22 protein-coding genes and 2 pseudogenes are annotated in these 25,944 nt (G+C 39.7%); 10 read left to right on the forward strand and 14 right to left on the reverse strand.

What is annotated here, in order from left to right:
• Nucleotides 1-446: 446 nt before the first annotated feature.
• From ACED60_RS23215 to ACED60_RS23240, 6 genes are all read right to left on the reverse strand, one after another.
• Nucleotides 447-2,567 carry a peptidase domain-containing ABC transporter gene (locus ACED60_RS23215; protein WP_371728560.1) on the reverse strand — a complete coding sequence of 707 codons (2,121 nt, stop codon included), beginning with the start codon at nt 2,565-2,567 and terminating at the stop codon, nt 447-449.
• Nucleotides 2,567-3,610: an HlyD family secretion protein gene (locus tag ACED60_RS23220; protein WP_371728561.1), complete on the reverse strand. Its 1,044-nt coding sequence runs from the start codon at nt 3,608-3,610 to the stop codon at nt 2,567-2,569. The genes ACED60_RS23215 and ACED60_RS23220 overlap by 1 nt, the downstream gene beginning before the upstream one ends.
• Nucleotides 3,611-4,034: 424 nt before the next feature.
• Nucleotides 4,035-5,096, reverse strand: a complete 1,062-nt coding sequence (locus ACED60_RS23225) for a hypothetical protein (protein ID WP_371728562.1) — start codon at nt 5,094-5,096, stop codon at nt 4,035-4,037.
• Nucleotides 5,089-5,793 (reverse strand): glycosyltransferase, encoded by a 705-nt coding sequence (locus ACED60_RS23230; protein ID WP_371728563.1) that lies wholly within the window; start codon nt 5,791-5,793, stop codon nt 5,089-5,091. The genes ACED60_RS23225 and ACED60_RS23230 overlap by 8 nt, the downstream gene beginning before the upstream one ends.
• A 2-nt stretch (nt 5,794-5,795) precedes the next feature.
• A complete protein-coding gene (locus ACED60_RS23235; RefSeq protein WP_371728564.1) occupies nt 5,796-5,936 on the reverse strand; it encodes a glycosyltransferase in 141 nt (46 codons plus the stop codon).
• Nucleotides 5,937-6,073: 137 nt separating this feature from the next.
• Nucleotides 6,074-6,226, reverse strand: coding sequence for a hypothetical protein (locus ACED60_RS23240; RefSeq protein ID WP_371728565.1), 153 nt, complete (start codon nt 6,224-6,226; stop codon nt 6,074-6,076).
• Nucleotides 6,227-6,474: 248 nt separating this feature from the next.
• Here ACED60_RS23240 and ACED60_RS23245 point away from each other — a divergent pair, with 248 nt between their 5' ends.
• The 8 genes and pseudogenes from ACED60_RS23245 to ACED60_RS23280 all read left to right on the forward strand — a co-directional run.
• The gene (locus ACED60_RS23245) at nt 6,475-7,260 is read left to right on the forward strand and encodes a hypothetical protein (protein ID WP_371728566.1); all 786 of its coding nucleotides are present in this window, start codon (nt 6,475-6,477) and stop codon (nt 7,258-7,260) included.
• A gap of 110 nt (nt 7,261-7,370) precedes the next feature.
• On the forward strand, nt 7,371-8,057 hold the full coding sequence (locus ACED60_RS23250) for an ATP-binding cassette domain-containing protein (protein WP_371728567.1): 687 nt from the start codon (nt 7,371-7,373) through the stop codon (nt 8,055-8,057).
• A 405-nt stretch (nt 8,058-8,462) separates the two neighbouring features.
• Nucleotides 8,463-9,149, forward strand: a complete 687-nt coding sequence (locus tag ACED60_RS23255; RefSeq protein WP_371707272.1) for a 2OG-Fe dioxygenase family protein — start codon at nt 8,463-8,465, stop codon at nt 9,147-9,149.
• A complete protein-coding gene (locus ACED60_RS23260; RefSeq protein ID WP_371693233.1) occupies nt 9,150-10,403 on the forward strand; it encodes an acetyl-CoA carboxylase biotin carboxylase subunit family protein in 1,254 nt (417 codons plus the stop codon).
• 7 nt (nt 10,404-10,410) lie between these two features.
• Complete coding sequence (locus ACED60_RS23265) at nt 10,411-11,826, forward strand: FAD/NAD(P)-binding protein (protein WP_371728568.1); 1,416 nt, start codon at nt 10,411-10,413, stop codon at nt 11,824-11,826.
• Entirely contained in the window at nt 11,817-12,815 is a 999-nt protein-coding gene (locus tag ACED60_RS23270) for an AbrB family transcriptional regulator (RefSeq protein ID WP_371728569.1), read from the forward strand. The genes ACED60_RS23265 and ACED60_RS23270 overlap by 10 nt, the downstream gene beginning before the upstream one ends.
• Before the next feature lie 529 nt (nt 12,816-13,344).
• Nucleotides 13,345-13,704, forward strand: a pseudogene (locus ACED60_RS23275) (integrase core domain-containing protein); the annotation flags it as partial.
• Between the two features lie 147 nt (nt 13,705-13,851).
• A pseudogene (locus ACED60_RS23280) lies at nt 13,852-14,420 on the forward strand (IS5 family transposase); the annotation flags it as partial.
• A gap of 121 nt (nt 14,421-14,541) precedes the next feature.
• On the opposite strand, the gene ACED60_RS23285 reads toward ACED60_RS23280, so the two are convergent.
• The 4 genes from ACED60_RS23285 to ACED60_RS23300 all read right to left on the reverse strand — a co-directional run bounded on the left by ACED60_RS23285 (nt 14,542) and on the right by ACED60_RS23300 (nt 17,040).
• The gene (locus ACED60_RS23285; RefSeq protein ID WP_371728570.1) at nt 14,542-15,606 is read right to left on the reverse strand and encodes a DUF6765 family protein; all 1,065 of its coding nucleotides are present in this window, start codon (nt 15,604-15,606) and stop codon (nt 14,542-14,544) included.
• A gap of 9 nt (nt 15,607-15,615) precedes the next feature.
• Nucleotides 15,616-15,885 carry a hypothetical protein gene (locus tag ACED60_RS23290; protein ID WP_108203018.1) on the reverse strand — a complete coding sequence of 90 codons (270 nt, stop codon included), beginning with the start codon at nt 15,883-15,885 and terminating at the stop codon, nt 15,616-15,618.
• Nucleotides 15,882-16,547 (reverse strand): hypothetical protein, encoded by a 666-nt coding sequence (locus tag ACED60_RS23295; RefSeq protein ID WP_371728571.1) that lies wholly within the window; start codon nt 16,545-16,547, stop codon nt 15,882-15,884. Before ACED60_RS23295 ends, ACED60_RS23290 begins: the two co-directional genes overlap by 4 nt.
• 70 nt (nt 16,548-16,617) lie before the next feature.
• On the reverse strand, nt 16,618-17,040 hold the full coding sequence (locus ACED60_RS23300; protein ID WP_305373642.1) for a PD-(D/E)XK nuclease superfamily protein: 423 nt from the start codon (nt 17,038-17,040) through the stop codon (nt 16,618-16,620).
• A gap of 699 nt (nt 17,041-17,739) precedes the next feature.
• Here ACED60_RS23300 and ACED60_RS23305 point away from each other — a divergent pair.
• Nucleotides 17,740-18,675: a WYL domain-containing protein gene (locus ACED60_RS23305; RefSeq protein ID WP_108203128.1), complete on the forward strand. Its 936-nt coding sequence runs from the start codon at nt 17,740-17,742 to the stop codon at nt 18,673-18,675.
• Nucleotides 18,676-18,880: 205 nt separating this feature from the next.
• Here ACED60_RS23305 and ACED60_RS23310 read toward each other — a convergent pair whose 3' ends face one another.
• On the reverse strand, nt 18,881-19,306 hold the full coding sequence (locus ACED60_RS23310) for a hypothetical protein (protein WP_146165439.1): 426 nt from the start codon (nt 19,304-19,306) through the stop codon (nt 18,881-18,883).
• 471 nt (nt 19,307-19,777) lie between these two features.
• Here ACED60_RS23310 and leuA point away from each other — a divergent pair, with 471 nt between their 5' ends.
• Nucleotides 19,778-21,460, forward strand: a complete 1,683-nt coding sequence (leuA, locus tag ACED60_RS23315; protein WP_371728572.1) for a 2-isopropylmalate synthase — start codon at nt 19,778-19,780, stop codon at nt 21,458-21,460.
• Here the strand turns inward: leuA and ACED60_RS23320 are convergent.
• From ACED60_RS23320 to ACED60_RS23330, 3 genes are all read right to left on the reverse strand, one after another.
• Nucleotides 21,457-22,233, reverse strand: coding sequence for a helix-turn-helix transcriptional regulator (locus ACED60_RS23320; RefSeq protein WP_371728573.1), 777 nt, complete (start codon nt 22,231-22,233; stop codon nt 21,457-21,459). The two genes, leuA and ACED60_RS23320, sit on opposite strands and share 4 nt — an antisense overlap.
• A 369-nt stretch (nt 22,234-22,602) precedes the next feature.
• Entirely contained in the window at nt 22,603-23,181 is a 579-nt protein-coding gene (locus tag ACED60_RS23325) for a hypothetical protein (RefSeq protein ID WP_371728574.1), read from the reverse strand.
• A gap of 1,274 nt (nt 23,182-24,455) precedes the next feature.
• Nucleotides 24,456-25,694, reverse strand: coding sequence for a PD-(D/E)XK nuclease family protein (locus ACED60_RS23330; RefSeq protein ID WP_371728575.1), 1,239 nt, complete (start codon nt 25,692-25,694; stop codon nt 24,456-24,458).
• Nucleotides 25,695-25,944: the final 250 nt, after the last annotated feature.

Genomic DNA, 25,944 nt, shown 5'->3' on the forward strand with positions numbered 1-25,944 from the left:
GCTATTTATTGATAGCTCAAACCTATGTACTTCTTGTTTCATTTAAAATAACTCAGTATTATTGGGATTTATATTACACATACTATAACCAAAAACATTGAAAGTTATTGGTTAATCAATTTAGTCAGCTTTGGCTCTCTTTGTTATCAGCTTTTGTCGACAAAGCTAACTGCTTCCAGTTACAAAATACATCATTGGCACTCGCCATGAGTCGCGACGACATACTGACTCAGAGTTGGACAATTCTGAGCTAGCCTCGATAGCTAGCTCATCGTTGGACAAATGCCTTTAGTGGGGTTAATCAAAATGATTGCCAGTTGATTAGAAAATGATTCTCAAACCTCAACTACTTTAATGGGAAAGTTCTTCCCTGTGTGTCGATCTGTTTCGGGGAACTAGACCATAGCGGCAACTATAGCTTCCTAGCTTCACTTGCCAATGTAGCTTCAAATCAACCCTGTTAAATTAAGCATACAATCCGCACTATTTATAGTTTCCCTTCTATGAGCGATAGAGATAGTCGTTACGTTCAATCCTTTGATATTTTCCAAGATCGACTTTTCGTTATTCATATCAAGATGACTAGTCGATTCATCTAAGCAAAGTATCTTAGGTTGACGATACAGAGCTCTTGCGAGAAACAGCCTTTGAAGTTGACCACCAGAAAAGCAACTTCCCATATCACCAACAAGTGAATGAAATCCCATAGGTAGAGATTCAATTTCTTCGAGAATACAAGCGACACGACAAGATTCCCGCATTAGTTCGTAGTTAACATTGGAATCGAACATCGTAATATTCTCTTCTAGGGTTCCAGACAAAAGAACATCATCTTGCATAACGACTCCAAAGATACTTCTGTAGTCAGAAGGCGTTAGCTCTTGAATGTCAGAACCATTAATTAAAACTCTTCCGGAAGTCGGCTTAACTAGACCGAGAACAATCTTAAGCAACGTACTCTTCCCGCACCCTGAACTTCCTGTTATCACGGTGTTTAAATTTGGCTTAAATTCAAAGTTTAAGTTTCTAAATATCCAGTCATCATTATTTGAAAACCTGAAACTCACATTTTCTAGTGTAATCGTTGGCTCACTAACCAATGACATAGGAGACTTTAGCTCTCGGTGTTCCCTTTGATGCAGCGTGATATCAGACAATCTGCCTAAATGGAGGCTAACCATTTTAAAGTCGATAAACTTATCTATAAAAGTTCTGATACTCGTAGTAAAAAGTACTTTGTAGGAGATAAAGGCTAAAATCATGCCCACACTCAATTGGCCTTCAATGACTAAAATAGCGCCAAAGTAGATAATCAGAATGTTCTCAAAGCCGAAAATTAGTTTATTAAACGCCTCTTCAGAGATAGCAAGCTTACTTAATCGAATATCACTGTTAATTACTTCTGCAGATCGGTTTAACCACAAGTTCTGCATTACACTTTCATGGCCAAAAGTTTTGATTGTTTTTATTGCTCGAACCGACTCCAAGAATGTAGAGTCTTCTTTAGCTTCTGAAATAAGTAGCTCTTCAGATATCCTTCGCGTTGGAAAGTAAAACAACATTTGAATGGCAAAAGAAATCAAAACAGTCACCAGAGCAAGAGTAGCCAGAAAAGGGCTGTAGAGATACATCATGGCTAGGACTAAAGCTGCCATGAGTCCATCTATTGCCGACTCCACAAGACCTTCTGTCATCAAGTCTCTTATATAAGTCAGAGACTTGAATCTGGAAATTACATCACCTACGCTTCTTTTCTCAAAGTAATCTGTGGGCAACCGGAGCAAATGAAAAAATATGTTTGCCCCCATTTGGATACTCAGTTGGCTAGTAAACTTAACGACTAACCACTGTCTAAAGGAACTCACAAGAACATTGAGGACAGTCAACAATGAAAAACCTATCGCCAAGACAAGCAACAGTGGTTTGTCTTCACTAATTAGCACTTCATCTATTGTCCATTGTAAATAGTACGGAAACAGAATCGACATTAGTTGCATGACTAACGTCAGTCCAATTAGCAGAAAAAGTGTCTTATTTAGCCCAGTAATATTTTCCCACAACTGATTAACCTTCATCGTAGTTCTATTTTCAGCGGGCCTAAATTGGGACGTTGGAGTGAACTCCACAGCAATACCCGTGAAAGACTTACTTAACTCATTGAACGATAGCTTTCGCTTCCCAATCGCGGGATCATTGATATGGACAGCGTTCTTAGTCACTCTGGTTAGCACTACAAAGTGATCAAAATCCCAATGTAATAGGCAGGGTAGTTTCAGATCTTTTACTTCATCTAAAGAGCACTTCAAGGCTCGACTCGACAAGTCTAAATTAGAGGCAAGTTCGACAATATCTCTAAGATTCATGCCCTTTGAACTAATCTGCGCTCTCTTTCTCATACTATGGAGGTCATTGTTGTTTCCATGGAAAGACAGAATCATCGCCAAAGACGCCAAACCACATTCTGCAACCTCGGATTGCATTATCAATGGTGCTCTTTTTAAATCATAAAAGTTCAGAAGGTCTTTGGGATTGAAGAAGTTCGCTCCGCTAGTATTCTCGGCAGTCATTATTGAAAAGTTCCTCTTACAGCAAACATCGGTTCAAGCATCCATTCAAAGATACTTCTCCTTTCTAGAATAATGTCTGCGTCAGCAAGCATGCCCACTTTCAAAGGGAACTGTTGCCCAAACGCATTGATGAACTGACGCTCGAGTTTAGCCTTAACGCGATATACAGGCTCTGTGATGTAAATTGGTGCTCTCTTCTCATCAGGTAAAATTAGGGACTTGTCGATACTCGTAATTGAACCGCTAACCATTCCAAATTTCTGATAAGGAAAAGCTTCAAACCTCACTTTCACTTCGTCTCCAATTTTAATGAAACCCGCAGACTTAGTTGGCAAGAAAAGCTCAATATCAAGTCTTGAGCCTTCTGGGATTATTCTTAATAACGGTGACTGAGAGTTTACTCGAGAGCCTATCGAAGGTTGGATTGTTGTTATGTACCCAGACTCTGGTGCGGATTTGATGATTGCGGCCTGACTACTGAGTTCATATTGCTTAGCCTGCAGGGCTGAAATTTCACGCATTTTAGCGACGTTCTTTAGCCTTTTGTTGGCCGGTAATAACTGTATACTCGAATCGATTTGTGATAGTTGAATCATCAGTTCTGAAATATCTTGCTCTATTTGTTCATGAGTACCCAGCAATTCAAGATAACGCTCTTCTGAACCAGAGAACTCAGAGCTAGATATATGCCCACTACCTAACAAACGCTTATGACGTTTAAGCTGTTCGTCTTTGATTCGTAGCCTTCTTGTTGTTGTATTTTTCACTTTCACAAGTGCATTCAAACTAGATTCTACGTCGGACTTTTGCGCAAGGAAGCTGTCCATTTCCTTATCGTAAATCTCATCCAAAATACCCATCTCTTCTCGCAAAGCTACTATTTGCTGCTCAATTTCTTCATTAAGAGCTTCAGAGAATTCAATACCACTGGTTAGCTTTTCACTGTTCACAATTTTGGCAATGGGCGTACCCTTTTCAACGTAGTCGCCTTCGCTAACATACAGCGCATCTAATGTCCCAGTACGGCCGGAGTATACTTTCACAAGTCCTCGCTCAGGAATTAGAAACCCTTTGACAGTTTCTTTTCTCGGGACCTGTGCTATGGATAAAAACGCCCCGCCCATAAGAAATATCGCGATGATCAACACAGCAATAGACCAAGTCCTAATGGATTGGTCTACAACAACTACCCCGGTGAGTCGGCTCCGGCTTGAATCAAGCGCCTCTTCTCTAAACATCTAAAACCTATTGCTAAATATCATCACTGCTGTCAAAAAATGTAGTTTCATGCAAATCCTCGTTATATATCGCGCCGCACGTATTACACTTCATTTTTTTATGAGAGTTGGAGTAACCAAAACCACCGAATACCATTTCAAATATCTTCACGAAGCCAGATGTAGGTTCGTCATTACGCTCGATAGAATGTACTGTTTTTGATTTACATTGTTCACAAAATAGGTGCATTTAATATTCCAACCCTTTAACCAATTTTGACTCCAACAACGATGACATCACATCACCTCTAGAGCCGTGCTTTTCAAACAAATCGAATGCGGTACAAAAGTCTTGATTCATGATCTCTACTTTTGCTGTCAAAACATCAATATGGAAACCCGTGATATCAATTTTTGAATCACGAATGTCGGTAATATTAGACGTAATTTCTTTTATACTTTTCTTGCAAGCTTCCAACTCAGATAGTACGAGTAATGCATGAAAATATTGCCTATCACAGAGCTCTAATTTCGCAGTTGTTAGAAGTGATTTTGCTTCCACATATCGTGATAAATAAACTAGTGAAAACAAAAAGTAACAGTAACAACCTGAAATATACTCATCATTCTGATTCTCATGGCTCTTAACTTGTTCTATAAACTCGATAGCGTCTTGATAGTTACCCGCTTGACAGCTTTCTTTGATAGCAAAGTAAATCCACCTGAGATCCGAAGATGACGACTCGAGATTTTTCTTGTTTAGAGCCGTATTTCTTTTCAGTTTGATTTTCATCTGCTCGAGAGAATACCCACTATGTAAAATTGGGCTATCAATGGAAACGTATGAGAAAGTTTGAGAGTCATTGGTTGGCTTTACGATCTCATGCACATAGCCCACATAACTGAAATATCTTCTGTTAAAAATCCGAGATATATTTGATGCTACAGACCCGCCTTCATCCTCGACCGTCACCTCAAATATGCTCGCCTCAACATCGTTGAAGAGCAGTAACTCCGCAAGTTCTTCAAAAAACGAAGAACAACCTACACTCTCGTCCGAATCAATGTGAAAAACCACGTCGTTTGAGCATAAACTCGATAGATGGTTTCGCATCTTAGCGAAGTTACTTTCCCACGCCTTGTAATACACATTCACTTTAGAGTTTGTGTAGTGACGGCAAAGGCCCTCATAAATCTTGGGGTTTGTTGCGAGTATGACCACTTCATCACTATCGTTAATGACACTCGAAACCGTTTCTTTCATTCTCTGAGAAAACGTATCCGTCATAACACACGTTGAGAACTTAGTCATGAGCGACCTCAAAACACTTAATGGCTTTCATTTGAGTCTCTGGGTCTAGGGCACTTAGTAATGTGACCAGTGCGTTTACGTCCTTTGTATATCTATCGAACAGCGCAAAGATTGCTTTTTCGAAGTACTTCATGTTGTTAATCTTCCCCAGGCATTGAACCAACTTTTGGGCAGAAACATATTGTTCAGAGTTGGGATATGCAGCCCAATCAATGACTAGATACATCATAAAGAACTCGTCCGATGCATCTTTACGATGATTCTCTAAAGACAAGTGGAAGTTCCTAATTAGTTTTTGTTTCTTAATGATCGTGTCATTTTCATATCCATAATGAAGGATTTGTAACTCACTAAAATATGGCTCTTTACTCTTCGATGGAGTTAGCTGCTCATGAACAACACCGTGGTAGTAAAATTCATCCTTCTTAAAGATACGTGGTATGGAGTACCCTTTTTCTTCTTCCTCTCCGACGCTAACGATACTAGGATAAATCGCATTAATATCTTCTGGCAAAGAAGCAATCATTCCTTTCAACTGACAAGGTTCTTTCAAGACTTCATCAGCATCAATGGTCACCACCCAGTTATAATTCACTTTTTCCAGAGCAAAATTTCTAGCCGCCGCGAAGTCATCACGCCATTCAATTTCAAATACTTTTATCTTTGACGTATTAATTTCTTTAACAATGTTAAACATTGTTAAACAATGTTAATTGTTCTATCTGTAGAACCTGTGTCAACAATGATAATCTCTTCGACATGATGAAGTAGCGACATAACCGCATCTTTTATTCTCGCCTCTTCATTCTTACAAATGATATATGATGATAATTCAACCATTATCTACACTCTCTTTATTATCTAGACACTAACTCCTTACACTTTTAAAAAAAGCGCAGACCAATTAGCCAGCGCTTATAAAACAACCAATAGATATTAACCTTAATCGTCAATACAAATCAGCCTTGTTCAATTTACTAAAATGCACCATTAACGCTCTGAGCAACGTTTTTCACGATGATTTTCGTTTTATCTTTGTTCTTGTTGTATTCTCTAACAGCTCTAGAAAGACCACGGCTACAACCTCCACCAACAAGCATCATCTCTTCTAAATTTAATAGTTTTGACATTTTAAAATCCCTTATATATTAGTTAGAAAGCCTCCAAGGCATGAATATTAAAAACATTATAAACACCTCTGTGCAAGTTGAGGTTTATATAAATTACATAATTTAATCATTAAGGCCACCTGCATCACCGCAGTGACCGATAATTAATTTAAATAATTAGTGACAGTACTTGATTCCTATTGTTAGTATCAGGTTTATTCTTTTTAAAACATTTAATGGCTTAACACTCAATAGCGACCGAGGGATTCATGGAAAAGACTAAAAGAAATTTAACTCTCGCTTCTATTGTGATCGTAATTATAATTATGCTAAGCCAAAGAAATACGAAACCAAATTTCACTTTCCCGGAGTGCGAAGAAGAAAGAAGCGTTAATTCCAATGTCACCTTTTATATTGATAACCAGATTGGTAACAAGGAAGAGTTAAAAGGCAGATTGCAAGAAGCGGTAAAGATGTCTAATACGATACTGTCTAACTCATGCATCCCTATAACTCGTGTGTTCAAGGATAGCCATTCTGTATCAATATCTCATGCCAGTATGTCTATCTCCTCTGTGCATTCAGACCTAAAACAAGCAATCAGTTCTTCGAAGGTAAACTCGTTTTTAGACGATCCAAAAGAACAGTACGTTTTGGTTTTAAGTGATAATCATCCATTGGTCATCGAAGAGGAGATTAATGGGATGACAATGGTTAACTTGAACGACAGCTTTGTACTCCTTGTGGAGGACTTCCCGATTACCGTGCTAGAACATGAGCTAGGACATTTAGGATGGGCAATGCATGAACGACCTAACTCTGAAAGTGGAGACTTTTGGCTCATGGAACAGGTCTTTGCAGAAAATAGAAGTAAAGTAAAACCTTATTCTGGCGCTTTTTATTGCTCTAATTACGGGACAGTCATGAGTTATTCTGAAAAGGTTGTCCCCGCTTATTCAAGCCCTCTAATCAGCAACAACGGTGAACCATGTGGTAATGAAGAGTACGCGGACAATGCTAGAGTTATGCGCGAGTATGCGAAAACTTTGCAGTGAAGTGTCCACCTCTTAATCGTTAGAGCAGAGGTTGTTGTGTATTTGATGGTGTCGCTATAGCGACACACAGCTTAATATCGCTTTCCATTATCACCTTGTTCATATTCTACTTGTTTCCAGAACAACACTCTGATGCTGGACAGCTCGTCACTGCGCTGCTTTTATCTGCTAGTTTAACAAGGGCTTTTACTGGATTATTAGATGTATATAGGTTACTTGACCAAAGTCGTGAAGATTTTTCAGCATTAAAAGGGATCTTAGATCACGAAGAGAAGCTAACTGAAGTTAGCCAAATATTGAATCAGGTCCTAGAAGAGTTGGCGAAACCAAATATAAATACCGTTGCCGTTATAGGTAGAAGTGGACAAGGTAAAACAATCTTACTCGATACTCTTGCAGGTTTATTAACACCAACGCCCGTATCTCACCTCTCTTCTAACTACCTAGAGCAAAACAATTTTATTTTCTCGGGAAGTGTTTATGAAAACCTTTCCCTTGGAAAAAAGATGGATAATGATTGGTTGACAAGTCAGCTAGACAAAGTAGGACTATCATCTAGGTTAACATTAGATTCTGAACTACAAGGTAACGGTCAGAACCTCAGTGGCGGTGAAAAGCGTAGGCTGTGTTTTCTTAGAGCCTATATTCATTCCCCTGAATTGTTACTACTGGATGAACCAACAACAGGCTTAAACAGTGAAACAGGCCATGGTGTGTGGGTTGAGATTAAGGGAGACAGGGCCACCTTGTTAAACGATTACATAATTTGTGCTTTCTCTAAGACTTTATATTATTAGGTAAAGTTGCCCATATTAAAAGGGGTTGGGGTGAAAAATGGATCACACTACTAAAAAATCACAACACCATTTAGGAATTCAGGGCCATTCGTAAAACGAAATAACAGTGAAATCTGACTTTAGAAAGGCGATATTGTATCCGTCATTCCGCCCCCAATTTAATAATTAAAATAGTGTTATCCAGCATTCATTTATCAGTAAAAAACGACACTATCTTGACCGCGAGCGGCAGTTTTGATCTTTTATTGGCTTTGATGTGATGAACACACCTCCCTAAAAATTAATTATATTAATTTAATTCCTTTAAAATCCAATCAGATTTACAGTACGATGAAGGGTTCTTACCTGATATTTAAATAGAAGCACAAATTATAGATTAATTTTTTAGATACAAGGTGTATTTAAATGGCGTTCATCGAAGAAATAAAAATACCTCATAGCAACCCCAAAAACAAAGAGTTCTACCAATGGAATATAGCTAAGATTATCGAATCTTCCCCTAATTACTTATCGCTCAAAGAAACGTTTGAGTGCTTAGTAGACGACCCCTATTTACAGACAGTGGCGATATTTAGAAAGCGACGTTACTCGATCTGTAAATTCATTAATGGACAGTTCCATTGGGTCGACTCTCCTCCAGTATTTCATCAGGCTAAATTTATTAATTCATATGCTGGAGGTATAAAAAGAAAATTTAAAAGCATAAGCAGTCAAGCAAAAATTTTTAGTGAAAAAATAATTATCCCAATATTGATGAAATATCTATCTAAGAATGAGGCACACATTGGCGTTCATCAAATTCGAATCACTGCTAATGATGACTATAACGGCCTTCCCGCACCTGAAGGTCCTCATCAAGATGGGTTCGACTTCGTCTGTACCCTTTGTATCGACAAACGCAATATTGCAGGTGGTAACTCAATAGTCCTAAGTGAGGGTGACATAGTTGTGAACAAACAGCTAAACATTGGTGATCTGCTGATTATTGATGATAAACATTTTTACCATTATGTTTCTCCAATAGTCCCTCTTCTTCCCGGCGAGGCACACAGAGACATGTTCATTTTTACGATCAACTGTAAGGGAAATTAAATGAAGCAACTCATCTTGTTAGCCCCACCGAAAATATTGCTGCAACACTCTGTTAAATCTTGGATAAAAAGTATTGGCCATGATGCAATTATCTATTCTTGTGCTAATAAAAAGAAGGAATTAGAAAACCATTTTCAAAACGAAATCGAGATCCATTTATATCAAGACTTTAGTAACAATTCTTTAGTCGAACTTGATGTTTATCATAGAGCCTTAAAGTTATCGGCCCCTAGAGTAGCTGCACTTGCTGAAATTGATCTTGAGAGAGCTGCTAGATTAAATGACAAACTTGGGGTAACGCAGGGCTGTTCGCAGAGAATAATCTATTTCAGAGATAAGTATAAGATGAAATCACTTGCTCAAGACAATGGAGCTTTGATCCCAGCAATGTCGCGAGTACATAACGCAATAGAACTCGCTATCTTCATAGAACAATATGGTTACCCTGTTGTTATAAAGCCTTGTGATGGGCGCGGTTCTAATGGCGTTGAAATTTTAAGCAATGAGGGACAACTCAAAGCGTATCTGTTAAGGGCCAAAACGACGAAGTTTTTCAATCTAATGGTAGAGCAATTCGTCCAGGGAGAACACTATCAAGTTAATGGACTTATCATTAATGCTAATCCCGTTGTTATCTCGACCAGTAAAGCCTTGGTTTCTTGTTTAGATTTTTTGTCTGGAGCAGTATTTGGATTACAGATGGTTGATCCAAACTCATCTTTGGCAAAAAAAATCAAAGCCTATACTGAATGGCTAATATTTGATGTTTTGCCTTCTGAGAAAACTTTTTTGTTCCACCTAGAAGTATTTGTAACAAAAGATGGCCAAATTATTCTTGGAGAAATCGCTGCTCGTCTCGGAGGTTGTTTCGTCAATGAAGAATTGAAAGAAGCGTGGGGAATAAATTTGAGAATGTCATATCTATCAGCTCTAAGAAACTCAAAACAAGATATCCCAACAATCGATACCCATAAAAAATTGGTCGGCCAGCTGCTCGTTCCGCCCCGAGAAGGCATCTTGTTGGCGGCTCCAGAGACCTGTGATTTAGATTATGTTCTTAAGTACAAACTTTCAGGCTCTGTTTCCCAAAATCATACAACGATGTCATTCACCAATGGCGAGATTATGAGCGCCATTATAAAAGGGGACACAGAAAACGAGGTCAAAGAAAACCTGTCATCACTTAATCAATGGTTCAACGAGCAATCCGAATGGGAAAGTGAAATCAACTCTATAAAACCAGCAACGAGATAGAATTATCATGAAGTTAGCGATTATTGGAAGTGGTTATACTGGGACCTCACTCTTCTCAAGGCTCGAAACCATTTTCACCTCAAATCATTCGAGCATTAACATCGATATGTACGATAGAGCCAATGAAGTTGGTACAGGTCTAGCCTATCAGAAAGATATCAGCTCTAACATTTTGAATAGACCAGCAAAAGCCATGTACATGAATAACAAAAATGACTTTCTTCGTTGGGCAATGTCTTCGTATCCAAATAGTCTAGAAATAACCCCAGAGTCCTTCTTACAACGTTCTTTATTTGGTGACTTTTTAAAAGAAAAGTTGCTTGAGAATATTGAACGCTATAGAGCTTTAGGTTGCCGAATCACAACAATAGCTCTTCAAGTTGAAAATATTCGTAAGACTGAATCCGGTTGGTGCGTAGTCACAAAAAACAACAAAAAGGTTTATGATGCGGTCTTTCTCTGTACAGGAACTAGTGTGGAGGCTGACCCTTACCGACTTATAGGAACTCTAAGATACCTTTCTAATCCTTATCCAATTAACCGCTTGGGTTCATTGACAGGAAGAGTAGGAATATTAGGGAGTAGACTTACCGCTTATGATGTAGCTTTAGGACTTAATTATTCTAAGGTGACTCATGCGAAAATGCTTTCACGAGCCTCAGATAGACCTAGACCTGTAACCCGTTATCATGACATTGAACTTAAGTACCTCTCACCTGAAAGTACAGAAGCATTCATCAATTCAAGAGACACAATAACACTTGAATCAGTGCTCAATCTCATTAATAGAGAGTTACGCCATCAGGGAAGAGAACTAACCATATTTCAGCTAGCCTCCGCCGAGCACCTTGTAAACGGAGACCTAGTAACTAGTGTGCTAACAGCTGCTAACTACTCCTTGTCTCGGCTATGGCAAAACCTCTCCCGCAGTTCGAGAAGTAGATTAATGGGTACTTTCCAAACTCGCTGGGCAAATATGCGAGTCCCAGTCTCCCTGCAAAATCATGCTGCCATTGAGGCGCTTATAGAAAGAGGTAAGGTCTCGCACAGCAAGGGAATTACTAATGTATCATTTTACAATGGTCAATATTGTGTGGAGACAGATAAAGAAAATTACTTCTTTGATTTCATCATCAATGCTACAGGGATACGACGTTCACTCGATAGAAGTAATCCGGTACTTGATAGCCTGCTAAGTCGGAAACTAGCAAAAGAAAATCAATATGGAGGAATCAATGTTTGTCCATCAACTTGTTCTGTTCTTTCCGAAACTGGTGAAATTCAAATGGGCTTGTATGCTCTTGGTCAGATAACTTGTGGTGATTTTTACATGGTCAATAACATAGATGTGATTAATAACCAAATCTCCACTTTATTGTCATCTTTCAAGCTGAAAAAAGGGGAAACCAAAACATGTATCTAGCCTCATTCATAGCTTTGGTTGGCTCGCTCTTATTTACATATTTCGAGATACCACTAGGTGCAATGTTCGGTGCCCTGATTGCTCTTTTGTTAACGTCAAAAGCAGGGTTTACTCTAGCTCTTCCCAAAAGCACATTGACTGGAGTACAGTTAATCCTTGGTGCCACAGTGGGCTCAATAGTCCCTGTACAGACTCTTTCCAAGGGTTATCCGATATTACTTTTTGTGGGACTCGTCCTTTGTATGTCAGCACAAGTTCTCACCTCGTATCTCTGGCTTTCTAAGCGAGAGAAATGGTCAAAATATGAAAGCCTACTTGGGGCGGTCCCGGGAGCGATGGCCGCGGTTCTTGTCATTAATGAAAATCACAATTCACCTTCTAGTAAAGTAATTTTCACTCACACAGTTCGACTCATTTTCTTAATTATAGCTTCCGCTCTTCTTGTCTCAACGGACAACTCACCAGTTCCTGGGCCGGCTATTTCCTTAGACAACCTTTGGATACTTATACCACTTCTCCTCGCCTACTTTTCAGGTTTACTTCTCGATAAAATTGGTACTCCAGCACCGTATATGGTGACTGGGATGTTAGCAACTATGTTTGTGAACTCTGAGTTACCGTCATACAACTTTCTTGTCCCGACAGAGCTTGTTTTTATTGCAACATCCGCTCTAGGGGCATTAATTGGGATTCGTCTAAAAGATATAACCGTTGTAGATATCTTCTCTTATGCGCGAGCTGGAATTATTGCTACAACGTTAAGTCTTACAGTCACAGTTGTTTTTGCATATATATTCAGTAAGCTAATTGATAAGGAGTTCATAGTACTTTTGATGTCGTGGGTTCCGGGCAGTGTGGAGTCTATGACTGTCGCTGCCATTTATCTTGGGCTAGAGCCTGCATTAATAATGCTTAGTCATATCATTCGCATGATAATGCTTCATTCTATCCCTCTCGGCTTCAATATTTATAAGTATTTACGGAGATAATTATGAAATGGGACATTGGTGTTGGCTTAGTTTCATTAAAAAACCTCAGTTAAGACTGGTTTTTTGCTTTTTCCATTCCTAATAAGCTCTTTTCACTTAAATGCACTTAATTTACCTATTGAAAGAAATTCAATTGGAACTTCCGCTCTTCAACGGTATCCAGTCTGTACTTTGTAGTATTGAAGAGCGGAGCTACGCTGCTTCTATCTAAAAACATCAGCAACAATAAAGCTTGAGAAGTACAATATCCTCTCATCATTTTTTGCTTTAAACACATTATTCATCATCGGTAAATCTATCTAATTTCTATTTAGACCGTCAACCTCCCTCGGTAATCACACCACTCCCCAAAAATGAGCACTAAGGCGATCTTGTCCCAGAGCACGACACCCAGATCACGGTGTTTACAACACGTCTTTGGACATAAATGAGCTACAGCTTCCCCTAAATTAGCAATTTATAGATAACTAAAGGTATGGAAAGTCGCTTAACGTAGCGTCCAGTATTGATGGTGCAGATCATAGTATCTAAAACTTTGGAGATGGCCTGGGAGCAACGAGGATGTCCGAAGAACGTGATGTTCCATTCAGATCAAGGCTGCCAATATAGCAGCCGTAAATATCGCCAAAGACTTTGGCGATATCGTATAACTCAAAGCATGAGTCGTCGTGGTAATTGTTGGGACAACGCTCCCATAGAGCGGCTATTTAGAAGCTTGAAAACCGAGTGGATACCAGCAACAGGTTACCTGACACAAGCTCAAGCTAAGAAAGACATCAGCCATTACCTGATGAGTTACTATAATCGGCAACGGCCTCATCAAGCAAATGATGGGCTGTCGCCAGTAAATGCCGAAAATCGGCTTAAGTCAGTGTTCGGAATTTGTTGACCACTACAGTCGCCTCAATGACTAGGTACTGTATCACTCCCTTAAATGAGACCTCAACTTACTTAGCTCTACGACTGATTCAAGTGTAATGCGGACAATTTAACGGAACATGGGCAAGTCTAAATATCGCAATAAATCTAAAGGGTTATTCGCCATATAGCCATTAACTCAACTGGCCTCCACCTTTTTGGTCAGGGAGAGTGGAAAGTAAAAAAGCATGGCACTGACGGGAAGCGGCGAGTCTGGCGAAAGTTACATTTAGCGGTCGATACAGATACGCATGAAATCATTGCTGCTGAGTTAAGTCTATCGAATGTGAGCGACGGTGAGGTGCTACCTAACTTACTCAGACAATCAATGAGATATCTGGCGATGGAGCTTACGACACAAGGTCGTGCTATGACGCTATTCGTATCAAACGAGCCGTCCCACTAATCCCTCCGAGGGAAGGGGCCGCCTTCTGGGAACGCAGCCATCCTCGCAATCTAGCGGTCGGTTGTCAGAAGCTATACGGTTCAAATAAGTATTGGAAAATGAGGTATGGCTATCATAAACGCTCACTCTCAGAAACGGCGATGTTCCGTGTGAAGAAAGTGCTCGGAGGGACATTAAGCTTAAGAAATTACAACGCCCAAGTTGGCGAAACTTACGCCATGATCAAAGCGTTAAACAAGCTCACTGGGCTAGGTATGCCTAAAACGATAGTAATCGCCTAACAATTCCCCATATTAGGCGAGTTTATACCTGAACTCGAATTAGGAAACAAAGCCGAAATAAGCCTGAAATAGCTCCATGATTATATTCGAAGAACGACTAACTAATTACTAGTAACCAAAACTAATTCACCATCAAACCATGCTGAGGCAAAAGCTCGCGCAGAACGTACCAACGATGATAAGAAGCCGCTTGGTAGTAACCATAGATGGGGTGTGACATCGCTTCATGGCTGCAACCTGCACTCAATGCTTCAAAACCCTCATTCCAGTCTTGATACTGTGGGATAGCTTCTGCAATGTTAAATAATTCACTGTGCATCGCTTCGCTTTGCCATTTCAGAATTCGATCTTCACCCCTTGCTTGGTACTCAATTATCTCACGCACTTTGTGCTCGAGTTGCTGCCATGTCTGCTGCTGAGCTAAATCAGCCAATTGAGGCTGTGCATTTGCCAGTTCTGAGAACATTTGATGGGTCTTCTGGCAATAAAGCACAAAGGTTTCCACATTATCGCGCCAATCTGACGGAGAGCCATCCTCATACGTGAAGTGCCACTTTAAGTAAGGGCGGTCAGGAAAGGTAACAACACCACCATGACCTAACGCACCCGACAAATCTTGTGCTAACTGTGATTTGATATTTTGAACAAACGGAGTAAAACGATCAAAAAAGTTGTCTTTTTTACCGACAATATATTCATGCATCTCATCGCTAAGTTCTTTAAAATCAAATGACTCACTATTGACTCGATTCTTGCGCGAACTGACTCCCGAAAAGCCATAGTGGGCAAAGGTATCTGCGTAGACGTGCGCCATAATACCAATCAAGGGGAGGAAATAGGGCTTGTTTACTTGTGCTAAATGGTTGGCACACATTTCACGGGCAATCTCGCTATCTTGACGACAGATTAACTTCTCCGTAAATGACTCACCTTCGTTACCTGGCAAGAAGTGAAAAGGAACCCAAACCAAACGTTGGTCATTCGGGTTGATGTTACTAATGTCCGCCACATGGTGGGCTGTCGGCTCAACGCGACAAGCCGATGCATCATCAAATTCTATATCGTTTTCTTGCGCATTATCATCAACAAACTGCGCAGCGGTGGCGATCACTCTCGCCGCTTCAAGGTTAAGCCCAGCCGCGCGAGCCAGGCAATACGTTCCGTAGTAGTGCATATCGATTTGCATAATCAGCTCCTATTTAACCGCGTTTAAAATACGTTGCGTTAATTGCCATGCCTCATCACCTAATTCTCGAATGTTCGACTCCAATTTGGCTGCATTCATATTGGCAGCAGTTGCCGAATGTATTACGTCAATCAAACTAGAATAAAGATGATGTTCACGGATATTGGGCGACAGCAGGCTCTCGGTAAAATCCGTATTTTTAAGCAAGTCCGCTTCCCTATCAGCCAAGCTTGCATTCGCTTTGTTAACCGATTTCTTAATTAAAGTGCGCATACTCATTGCAGTTTCTCCAATTGTTCTTGAGTTTTACTATCGAGTTCACGAACCTTCTCTAAGCCGGTAACAGCCTGTTCTGATAACTCGCTAAGTTGTTGATTGATATTGTCACGAAGGCCATCCCACCCAGCACGTTCAAGTAGTTTATTTTGAACATCTTGCACTTCTCGAATGCTATTGAGATGGGCGGTAATCGTTTGGTTCCCTTGAATCAGAAAATTGAAACTAAGGTGTATATCAGCAATTAACTTCTGCTCCGCCTCTTCTAATGGCTGAATGAGCTCTCGTTTCTTTGCTTCAATTTCTTCTGATGCGGCTAATGCCCACTCGGTGATACTGCTCAGTTGAGAGAGTCGATCAGGCTGAGTGACGGTTTTAAACCCTCCCATCGACTCATCGTAGACAACCGTACCTTGCGCCATTTCGATTAATTGACCGGTTTGAATCCAATCTTCGAGCATGACTGGGACCCACTCTCGATACAGATAGTCTTCTCTTTGCTTTTTCAGCATCGAGACGTGCTGTCTTACCAAGGTGACATAAGCCTCTTCAACCTGGCTCATGTCTTGTTCCATTTGGTAAGACAGTTCGACAACCTCTTTAGGCACCGTCGCCGCGCAAGCAGATAGCAGTGTACATATTGTTAAAGTGGTCAGTTTTTTCACACTAGAACTCCTCTATTTGATCTCTCCAAGCGAATTACATATTCATTCGCTTGTTTTCAATCTTTACCAGTCAAGCGGCGTTTCGGCCTAAATCATCTTTGATGAAATCTGGTAAATCTTGAACACGAAGTGCATGTAAACGAGGAGCTATCTTTTTCTGGTCGTTGAGGAAATAAATCGCACAACTACCTTTTAGCAACTCACCTCCGCCGCAAATCACAAGGTAGTCATCAAACTCAGTACGTGCGGCATCAAGCACGGTGTAGCCAAGTTTTTCCATAGCAGTGCCGGTTGATTGTTGGTACTTAGCGACAATTTGGATGGTACGAATAGGCGTGTACAAAATGTAGTGAGCGTAATTATTCTTCTCACTAAAAATGCTTGGGTATTTGATATTAGATTGGTAGGTAAAATGGGCTTTAGTGTTACTTGCGGTAAACCCCATTTCTTGTAACGTACACGATATCTCGTTTAAAAGGTCTTTTCGGCACATGATTGTTCTTCCGTTTTGTGTTCACGACATTTGGGTAATGATGAGATTGAACCTTTCAATCTCATCTATGTTGTTTTGCTTCTTGATCATCGAGGTAGTGAACGCGTGTGAGAACACACGTCTTCCCAGACACCATTTCGGTAACGCTGATAAGCGCAAACTGGGACTACTTTAGGTCGAATACTCATTTGAGCTTCCTCCAAAAACAAGTTGAAGAGGGAATTCAGTTATTGAGGTGAACACATTAGAAAGGTATGATTGCGGGACAATTCAGAGCAATCGGTCTTTCTTATAGGGCTTGAAACCTCTTAGTGTTGGCCTTTTATTCCTATTGGCGTAGGAATAAATTTCACCTCACTGCAAAAAAGCACTTTTAGTTCTCACTGAAAGTGCTTTTTTATTTCTTCTTACGAACCATTACGCAAGTTATGGCTAGTTGACCATTTTTTTTCATTTTCCTACTCCTATCATTTTTCTGTTAAGTTCTTGTGGTGCAATGCTAATTAGCATTGTTCTTATTTATACTATGCCACACCAACAGGTCACAGATCAATCAAAAGGCATATTTTTTAATGTTTCGTTATTAATTTTTTAATGTGAAATAATTAATAACCGTTAGGTTGGTCGCAATAAAAACAACAATCTGTGCTAAATTAGTTATTAAATAAGTACGGCTTCAAATCAAGAGATATAATACAAATGTACAATATCAATGAATTAAAAGAAAAAATCGGAAACCAGTCTAGAGCAGAGCGGCTCGCGTTTATTGATTTTAAAGTTAGATTCAGTGGTAAAATACTAAGGTCTGAAATTGTCGAAGAGTTTGGCATTTCTGAACCATTAGCTACAAAAGATCTTTCAGAGTACAAACAGCTCACCAATGATAAAAATATCGTTCCAAAAACACACCAAATCCGATTAGACACATATCAACCCTTAGTTGAAATTGAAGCTCGCAAAGCTTTGGAAATGCACTTCGAAGGTTTCTGCCGCCATAAGTTACAACAAAAAGAATCTGCTATTTACAAAAGAGCGTGCGATTTAACTACGGAACTTGATGCTGAATCTATCGCTGTAATCACGCGGGCAATTACGGATAATAAACGAGTTCGAGGTGACTATATTTCAGCAAATAGTGATTATCGTGACGAACGTATCCTGGAACCTTCTACTGTGTTTTTTGATGGACTTAATTGGGTGTTTCGGGCCAAAGATATTAAAGATAATTCAACAGAATCTATCTTTAAGAGCTTTCACTTTTCACGATTTGAACGTATAGAACCGACAGAAGATACATCCGAATCGACGGTTAATGATGATAACGAATGGAATACACTAATACCCATTCAACTAGGTCTACATCCAGATTTAGACGAAAAGGGTAAACAAGCGATTAGAATCGAGTTTGGTATGGGTGATACTGATACTCTTGTTGTTGTTGAAAAATCAGTTTTTGCTTGGTCATTATTAGAACGCTGGTCTGTCGATTCAGGAACTGTACCAAGTGAAATTCCTCCGGAAGCAAGCAGATTTAAGTTCTATTTAAAAAATGCAGATATGTTGCAACATGTAAATAGTGTCAAACGTATGATGCATGAATACACAATAAAAACCGAGGGTTACATTAGAAAGTAACACTAACGCATGCAGTTAGCCCACCGCAGCACCATTAACTAGTAAGTGATTACGCTAGTTAAACATATTGCAAACACTGCGCTCAAATTCTCAACGAACGGGCTCAGAATTGAGTAACCAGCGCAGTCAAAGTAAACTTAACACGTGTAATGAATCAACGATTTGCATTTAAAAACCGAATGGTAATATTTTGTCCAAAATCTAGCTAACCCTGAAACCGGTTAACCGTCGTGCGATAGCTGCTCGCTTTAACTGGTTTCAATCCCTGCTTAACTCTTGATTGATTGAGCGTTTCTACAAGCTTCAAGAAATCGTTATATGCTTGCGTGTAATTCACTCTGATTTGCTTTAATGAATGTTCCCTTACTACGCGTTGTAAGAGCTTTTCGACTTCATCATCAATATAATGGCTTCGATTGCTCTTGAGTGCATGAGCAGGTTTCAACGCTTTCTTTTGCCAACCTGATTTAACGTACACACTGACCCACTCTGCTAATGTTCGCCAACTCGGTGAATTGGTATCTTCAATGCTTGCTGAGAATGCAGCAAGCCAAGGCTCAAGTCGCTTTTGAGTATACGCCGGAACATCTGAGTCCAATACCCCCCTCACATACGCATAGCGTCTTTCCATTGCTTTCTCGTATTCCAATTCTCGCTTTGCTTTTTGGGGCTTTCCTTCTGGATCTTCGTCTTTTTGCCTACGGGATTAACAAAAACGGTTTCAGGTAGAGTACCTTTAGATATGGTGGCGGCAGCATTACGAAACAAGAAACTGATTGCACTAGTCAGACTGGACGTTACAACTTTGCTCTTACACATAATGCTACCCATAATTGACACCTTATAGTTTTTAGACATCACATGAATTGTATTTGGGGAAATTCAAGTTGTTTAAAAACGCTAACATGTTGCTGAAACCAATAACGGGGCAAAAATTTTTTAGAAAAAACTATTAGACAATAAGCTGGTAAGTATCTTTTCTCATATTGATTTTGTACCCCCTCTGTCCAAAACACGACGATTTTCGTCAACTTCTATTCAGATATCATTCACAAAGTCTTCTAGCATGAACTTTTCTCATCAAAGAAAGGACAAATTAACAATGTTAGAAATGCCGTCAGAAAAATACCGAGCAGCTCCTGTTATCAGCTTTCCACAGCGAACCTGGCCATCAAAGATATTAGACAAAGCCCCTCGCTGGCTCTCAACCGATTTACGAGATGGTAATCAGTCTTTATCTAACCCAATGAATATTGATAAAAAACTGAAGCTCTTTAACCATTTAGTTGAATGTGGATTCAAGGAGATTGAGGTAGCATTTCCATCAGCATCGCAAACGGATTTTGACTTTGTTCGATGTCTGATTGAGAACGAGTTAATTCCAGGTGATGTTACTGTTCAGGTGATTACGCAATCCAGATCGGACTTGATTGAGCGAACTATTGATTCTCTAACGGGGGCGTCTAAGGCCATAGTCCATTTGTACAATGCTACAGCTCCGTCTTTTAGAGATATTGTTTTTTCTCAGGATAAAAAGTCTACTCTAGAACTTGCTGTAAATGGGGCTAAACAGATTAAAGCCTTGTGTAAAAAACGTCCTGAAACTGTATGGACTCTTGAGTATTCGCCAGAGACATTCAATTTTACGGAACCCGAGTTTGCGCTTGAAATCTGTGAAGCAGTAGCGTCCGTGTGGCAACCAAGTAAAACATGCCAGCTCATCATTAACCTGCCAACAACGGTTGAACGCAACACTCCTAACGTTTTTGCAGACCAGATAGAACACTTCATAAATTCATTTAGTTCATTAGAGCACATCACTATCAGTGTTCACCCTCATAACGATCGAGGCACAGGTGTGGCTAGTGCTGAACTCGCCATGCTAGCAGGAGCGACTCGGGTCGAAGGTTGTTTATTCGGGAACGGTGAACGTACAGGCAATGTTGACTTGGTCACACTCGCACTAAACCTTTATTCACAAGGCATTGATCCTAAATTGCGCTTTTCTGACATTCGGCATATGGTTGAACTCGTCGAGCAGTGTAACAAAATCCCTGTCCACCCTCGTCATCCATATGCTGGAAGGCTCGTTTTTACCGCCTTTTCGGGATCTCATCAAGATGCCATTAAAAAAGGATTTTCTTCGCATAGCTCTAAATTGAAGAGCTTCTGGGCTATCCCTTACTTGCCGATAGACCCTATGGATTTGGGGTGTAACTATGAAGAAGTGATTCGTGTAAATAGTCAGTCAGGTAAGAGTGGTGCTGCATGGTTACTCCAAGAAAACCACGGATTGTTACTGCCTAAAATGCTCCAAGCCGATTTGAGTAAGAAAGTGAAAAGTCATACGGATAGATCGGGATGTGAAATTAATCTTTCGGAACTATGGAAACTATTCAGACAGTCTTATGGTCTAGTGCATAACCCGACCATAAGCTTGCAGAGCTATCACAGCCAAACAACAGAGATTGGCCAAAAAATTGAAGCCAAAATTCATCACAACAATAAAACGATAAGATGTGTTGGTTCTGGGAATGGTCTAATGTCTGCGTTGCTGAGAGGGTTAATGGAACAATATTGTTTGCAGGTGAATATCGTTGACTATCACGAGCATACACTCGGTTCACGAACCCAAAGCAAAGCGGCCTGTTATGTGCAGCTACAGTCGACGATTTCTAATGTGAGCGTTTTTGGTGTCGCAATTGAAGAAGATGCAACAAAAGCTTCTCTACAAGCACTGCTGAATGCCTACTCTAATTTACTACAGACTAACTTAGCGCTTTAATCGTGTTCTAATGGATTAACCATCGGACAATATTCCCTCGGAGACAGCCCTGTTCGACTTTTAAACATCGCGCTAAATGCACTAGGGCTGTCATATCCAATCGCCAGTGCAGTATCTAACACACTACACCCACTGGCTAAAAGTTCAGACGCATGTAGTAATCGCTTCTGACGTAGCCATTCTGTGAACGTAAGACCTAGCTCTTGCTGAAATCGTCGAGAAACAGTTCTTTCACTTTGGCCCAAATACTTGGCAGAGTCTGAAGCTGTCCATGGGTGTGACAGACGCTCAGATACGTTTTTACAGAGCATAATCAATGCATCTGTTCTTGGATTAGGGAGGTAAAAACCAATAGGGTTTAGCAAACGTAATTCATCAAGTATCAGTTCAAATATTCGCTCTTCTCGCGTTCCCGCTATCCGAATATCAGGTAGAGATACGGCCTCAACAATTAAACTGGTCAGCAACGACGAAACTTTCGATAGCATACAGGTATTGGGAAGGTCAGCTCTGGCCATAGGAGCAACAAAAAGCGTACGAACTCGAACGTCCCCCGTGATTCTAAGGCTATGTGAGATACCAGCAGGTACCCATAGCCCTTGATTCGTTGTCACAACCCACGACTCTGATTGTGTATCCACTCGAATAACACCGTTTAAAGCATGTAAAAACTGAGCACACTGATGAGTATGAGTAGGCTCTACATCCCCATGAGAATAATTGTGTGCATATGCCAGTATCGGAGGGGCCAACGTTTCGTCGCAAAACTTCATAAATACTCGAGTAAATACTTATACCGAATGAAAAAATAATGTAACGAATTTATCCAGAATTCTCCAGAAGAAAGATAAGCTCTGTTTCCCTACTGAATAGTTTAGCCAGTAGATATATGCCTACACCTATAGCACTCAGATACAGCTAAACATTAGGTAAATTTGGGCAAACGTCGATACTCAGTAATTTCGTGAGTGAAGGGTCTGAATTGAAATGGGGCAGATCTGAGCTAGCTGGCACTTTTTGAGAAAAGTGCCACGAGTAAAACTTCAGGTCTATGAAGCCTCTGGACAAAAGCTTCTTGGCTGAAATGACTTAGTTGCATCAAGATCAGGTATGAAAAAGTATCTTGAAACCATAGTCTCTTGTTATCTTTCCCGCGCACACATGTTACATAAACTAAGCCATGCATACTTTACCTTTGCTTTTGCTTTTAGTTTCGACTCAGTATTGAACATGACCTCCATACCCATTACTTTGGTTTTTCCTGTCATGTTCACAGTCAAAATATCTTTGCATACTTGCCTGTGATATCCATGAGAAGTTTGAGCGGAAAACAAAAGTTTGGATATATCCTCGGTAATAACACCACCTTTAATCCAAATGTCAGTATGCCCGTTAGCAGCAAACTCCCACACTTCATTTTTCGAGAATACTCGATCAGATTCCGATAATGCTTCCCGGTATTCAGGTGGTTGACCATTCTCTTTTTCTACCATGTACGATAACTTTTTATAACATGATATTGAGCTGATGGTTACTGGATAAGATTTTCGATTTCGTACAACAATAATATAGTCACTATGTGATTGTCTTTTATGAACGACTACACGCTCAATTCTCAATGAAGGCTGTGCATTTTTATACCAACTAATCAATACAGTCAGTATTGCGACAAAAGCTGCCGTAGAGCTTAAAGCATCTACTATATATTTATAATTTTCCATTATTCCACCAAGGAAATGCTAACTTCCTGTTAAGGGGTGAGCAACGCAATACCGAAGCCGCCGCATACCACCTTAACCACTAAAAACAACGCATAGTGAAAATGCCACGCGTTGCGAATCCCTCTTGAACAGTTTGTTGAACTCTTTTTTAGTCACAAATTGCTTAAACCTTTATGCTCTTTTCTAAGACTGTTAACCATTAAATCAAAAACCTCGGGTATTTCAGTGACCTCAATATATGGCGCGATATAGGTTGTCGAGCGACTACCCAAAGCAAACTTAGATACTTTTTCAGAAAAACGTATATGACTATAAAAAATCTCAAAGTAAAACCCTAAAAGTATCATGCTGATGGAGCTATAAAATTGCCCTCTAACTTCATATTTCCTAGGGAATGGTGAAACAACAAAATTTCTGAGATGACTTTCGTCACCCCCCCCCATCTGTTGTATCAATCAATCTCTGCACAATGACAGTACATGAATTCTTTGAAACATTATCCTGCCTAACCAAACTAGATCGAATTAGCTCTAAAAAACGTGGGGCAACTTGAATTGTTTTATAGTTTTCATGCTCTGAAACAGCACCCCGCCAGAAGATAGACAACACGAAGCTTTTAAATCTTAGAGAGTCGATATCGGAAAAATGGACGCCGTCCTCATGTCGAATAACTTTTCCAACCTTTCCTCTTAATAAGTTCAAACCATATTGATCATAGGTAATGTTTAACTTTACCTCACATCCACTACACAACTGGTCAGTAGCCCAACTGTCCTGGGACTTTCTATTGGTCACCAGAAGAAAGTTCGATAGCCTGACCATTCCCTTGTTTAAATAAAGATCTAAATACTGAATCAGGTATTGCATGTGAATTACATAACTCAGACTTACAAAGGCACAGCTGACACTTTTTCAATGAATACCTCCTGAGTGCTAAAAGCTATATTAGACAGAATAATTCTGTACTTAAATATAGAATTATTCTGTCTAGTATCTTAATGACGTAAACGATACATATTTTTTAATATAAATAACAATGATTTAAGTTCTTCAGTTCTGTACCTGCACATGATAGCTTCATGCGCTTTAAACACACTTTGGGGCACTTTTGAGTTTGAAAGTGCCACCTGTAACGATTCTGGATAGAGGTACATTAGGTTTTTACTTAACTTAGCAACACATGAATCAACTATGGTATTGCTAGGCAATTTTTCCGTGTTTGATTATTACACAAACCTGAAAAGCGGTTAAAATTGCTCAAAGCACATATTTGTCTACTTTGAAACTGGGAATATTTCACTAAATTGCCTAAGCAGCTCAACCACATCAGTCGTTACACCGGTTATCCATTGTTCCCTAAATACTGGATTACCAAGCTTTGCTGTGTTTCCTTCACGGAAATTTTTAAAATTCATCTTATCGAAGCTGTATTTCCACGCTAACCACCATTCATCATCATCGTTAGCCCCGAGCAAAGCCTCAAGTTTATTTTTTAGGTCTGGTTCCTTGCTCAGTAACTCATCTCTAAACAAACCACGTTGGTTGTTCTTACAGACAGTAAATCCGTAGTAGAAACAATGGTCAACTTCTAAATACAGATGAATACTATACTCACCAAAGGTCAAAACTTTATACTGCAATCCATAATAGTTACTGCGCTTATAAGTTTGATAAAAATTCTGACAGACATCCATACTGATTTCTTCAAACTTGTAATTCACAAAGCTAAAGTCATAACCGACTCTTTCAAGAGACGATTGCAATTCAACCCATATCGTTTTTTGCAACTCAGCTTTGACGTCCGTGATTACCTCTTCAATTGTGAGCGCCTGTTTAAAATTATCGCCTTCCAAAAGTAAGTTTTTTATCTCCACCTTCTGATCCTCATTAAGTGTCTGCCCTGTGAGTTTTTCAATCAATTTTCGATACTGAATTATCGTTTCCCGAAGTGACGGGTAGTCATAAACCTCGCATGCGCAAGATGTTAACCATTGTTTGATATCTGTTTTATATGAGATGCAGTAAACTTCTTCACAACTGAGAGAACCGAGGCTTTTTCCTGAAGGGGTGTTGCCAAAAAGTGTAAGATAACAAAGGTGTTTTGTTTTTGAGCCGTGGTAATCACTTAGCGCATCTTTGTAACGCTGTAACTGTTTGGGCTGATCTTCAGCATAAATTTTATTCTCGATAACAATGACATCATGTTCACCAATAAGTAGTATATCGACTCTGCCGTGCTTTCCCATATAGCACTCTATCTCTAGTGAGAACGGGCCTTTATATCGTAGATTTTCATCTTGTAGTTGCTGTAAAAGAATCTGTTGAAACACCTCCCCTTGGTTATGAGATCCTTCAGGATTCAGCAGTTCACCAATAAAACGTGAATGCAAAGCTACTTCATCAGATTCATTACGCAAGATAGAAAAAATATTAAAGTCACTCTCTGTCACTTCCTGCAATTTTTCATACTTAAGATTGATTAAGGAAATTTCTTTTAACAGCTTATCTATCATTTAGTACCCTAGCCTTATGCATAAATTATTTCTCGTTATAATCGGCCATTTCAACCTTCATAGTAATTAAATAATTTCCAACTTAAACGCTTTTTTCAGCGCGAAACCATACTTATCTGCTCTTTTCTTGTCATAAGTAAAAGGGCTCTTCTCCGCTTAGATGAGTCTATAAATTAACAATAAAATCAATAAAATCAATAAAATCAATAAAGCATTGATTTATAATTACTTCCTGTCTTATATCTTAGTG

This window comes from Vibrio sp. 1F279, assembly GCF_041439815.1.
GTDB classification, from domain to species: domain Bacteria; phylum Pseudomonadota; class Gammaproteobacteria; order Enterobacterales; family Vibrionaceae; genus Vibrio; species Vibrio tasmaniensis_A.

Bases quoted from the DNA above. Each gene is read 5' to 3' on its own strand.
- ACED60_RS23305 (WP_108203128.1), top strand. From the start codon at position 17,740: ATGTACAATATCAATGAATTAAAAGAAAAAATCGGAAACCAGTCTAGA.
- ACED60_RS23270 (WP_371728569.1), top strand. From the start codon at position 11,817: ATGTATCTAGCCTCATTCATAGCTTTGGTTGGCTCGCTCTTATTTACA.
- ACED60_RS23230 (WP_371728563.1), bottom strand. From the start codon at position 5,793: ATGTTTAACATTGTTAAAGAAATTAATACGTCAAAGATAAAAGTATTT.
- ACED60_RS23325 (WP_371728574.1), bottom strand. From the start codon at position 23,181: ATGGAAAATTATAAATATATAGTAGATGCTTTAAGCTCTACGGCAGCT.
- ACED60_RS23320 (WP_371728573.1), bottom strand. From the start codon at position 22,233: ATGAAGTTTTGCGACGAAACGTTGGCCCCTCCGATACTGGCATATGCA.
- ACED60_RS23225 (WP_371728562.1), bottom strand. From the start codon at position 5,096: ATGACTAAGTTCTCAACGTGTGTTATGACGGATACGTTTTCTCAGAGA.
- ACED60_RS23245 (WP_371728566.1), top strand. From the start codon at position 6,475: ATGGAAAAGACTAAAAGAAATTTAACTCTCGCTTCTATTGTGATCGTA.
- ACED60_RS23310 (WP_146165439.1), bottom strand. From the start codon at position 19,306: ATGGAAAGACGCTATGCGTATGTGAGGGGGGTATTGGACTCAGATGTT.
- ACED60_RS23260 (WP_371693233.1), top strand. From the start codon at position 9,150: ATGAAGCAACTCATCTTGTTAGCCCCACCGAAAATATTGCTGCAACAC.
- ACED60_RS23285 (WP_371728570.1), bottom strand. From the start codon at position 15,606: ATGCAAATCGATATGCACTACTACGGAACGTATTGCCTGGCTCGCGCG.
- ACED60_RS23240 (WP_371728565.1), bottom strand. From the start codon at position 6,226: ATGTCAAAACTATTAAATTTAGAAGAGATGATGCTTGTTGGTGGAGGT.
- ACED60_RS23265 (WP_371728568.1), top strand. From the start codon at position 10,411: ATGAAGTTAGCGATTATTGGAAGTGGTTATACTGGGACCTCACTCTTC.
- leuA (WP_371728572.1), top strand. From the start codon at position 19,778: ATGTTAGAAATGCCGTCAGAAAAATACCGAGCAGCTCCTGTTATCAGC.
- ACED60_RS23255 (WP_371707272.1), top strand. From the start codon at position 8,463: ATGGCGTTCATCGAAGAAATAAAAATACCTCATAGCAACCCCAAAAAC.
- ACED60_RS23235 (WP_371728564.1), bottom strand. From the start codon at position 5,936: ATGGTTGAATTATCATCATATATCATTTGTAAGAATGAAGAGGCGAGA.
- ACED60_RS23290 (WP_108203018.1), bottom strand. From the start codon at position 15,885: ATGAGTATGCGCACTTTAATTAAGAAATCGGTTAACAAAGCGAATGCA.
- ACED60_RS23215 (WP_371728560.1), bottom strand. From the start codon at position 2,567: ATGACTGCCGAGAATACTAGCGGAGCGAACTTCTTCAATCCCAAAGAC.
- ACED60_RS23300 (WP_305373642.1), bottom strand. From the start codon at position 17,040: ATGTGCCGAAAAGACCTTTTAAACGAGATATCGTGTACGTTACAAGAA.
- ACED60_RS23330 (WP_371728575.1), bottom strand. From the start codon at position 25,694: ATGATAGATAAGCTGTTAAAAGAAATTTCCTTAATCAATCTTAAGTAT.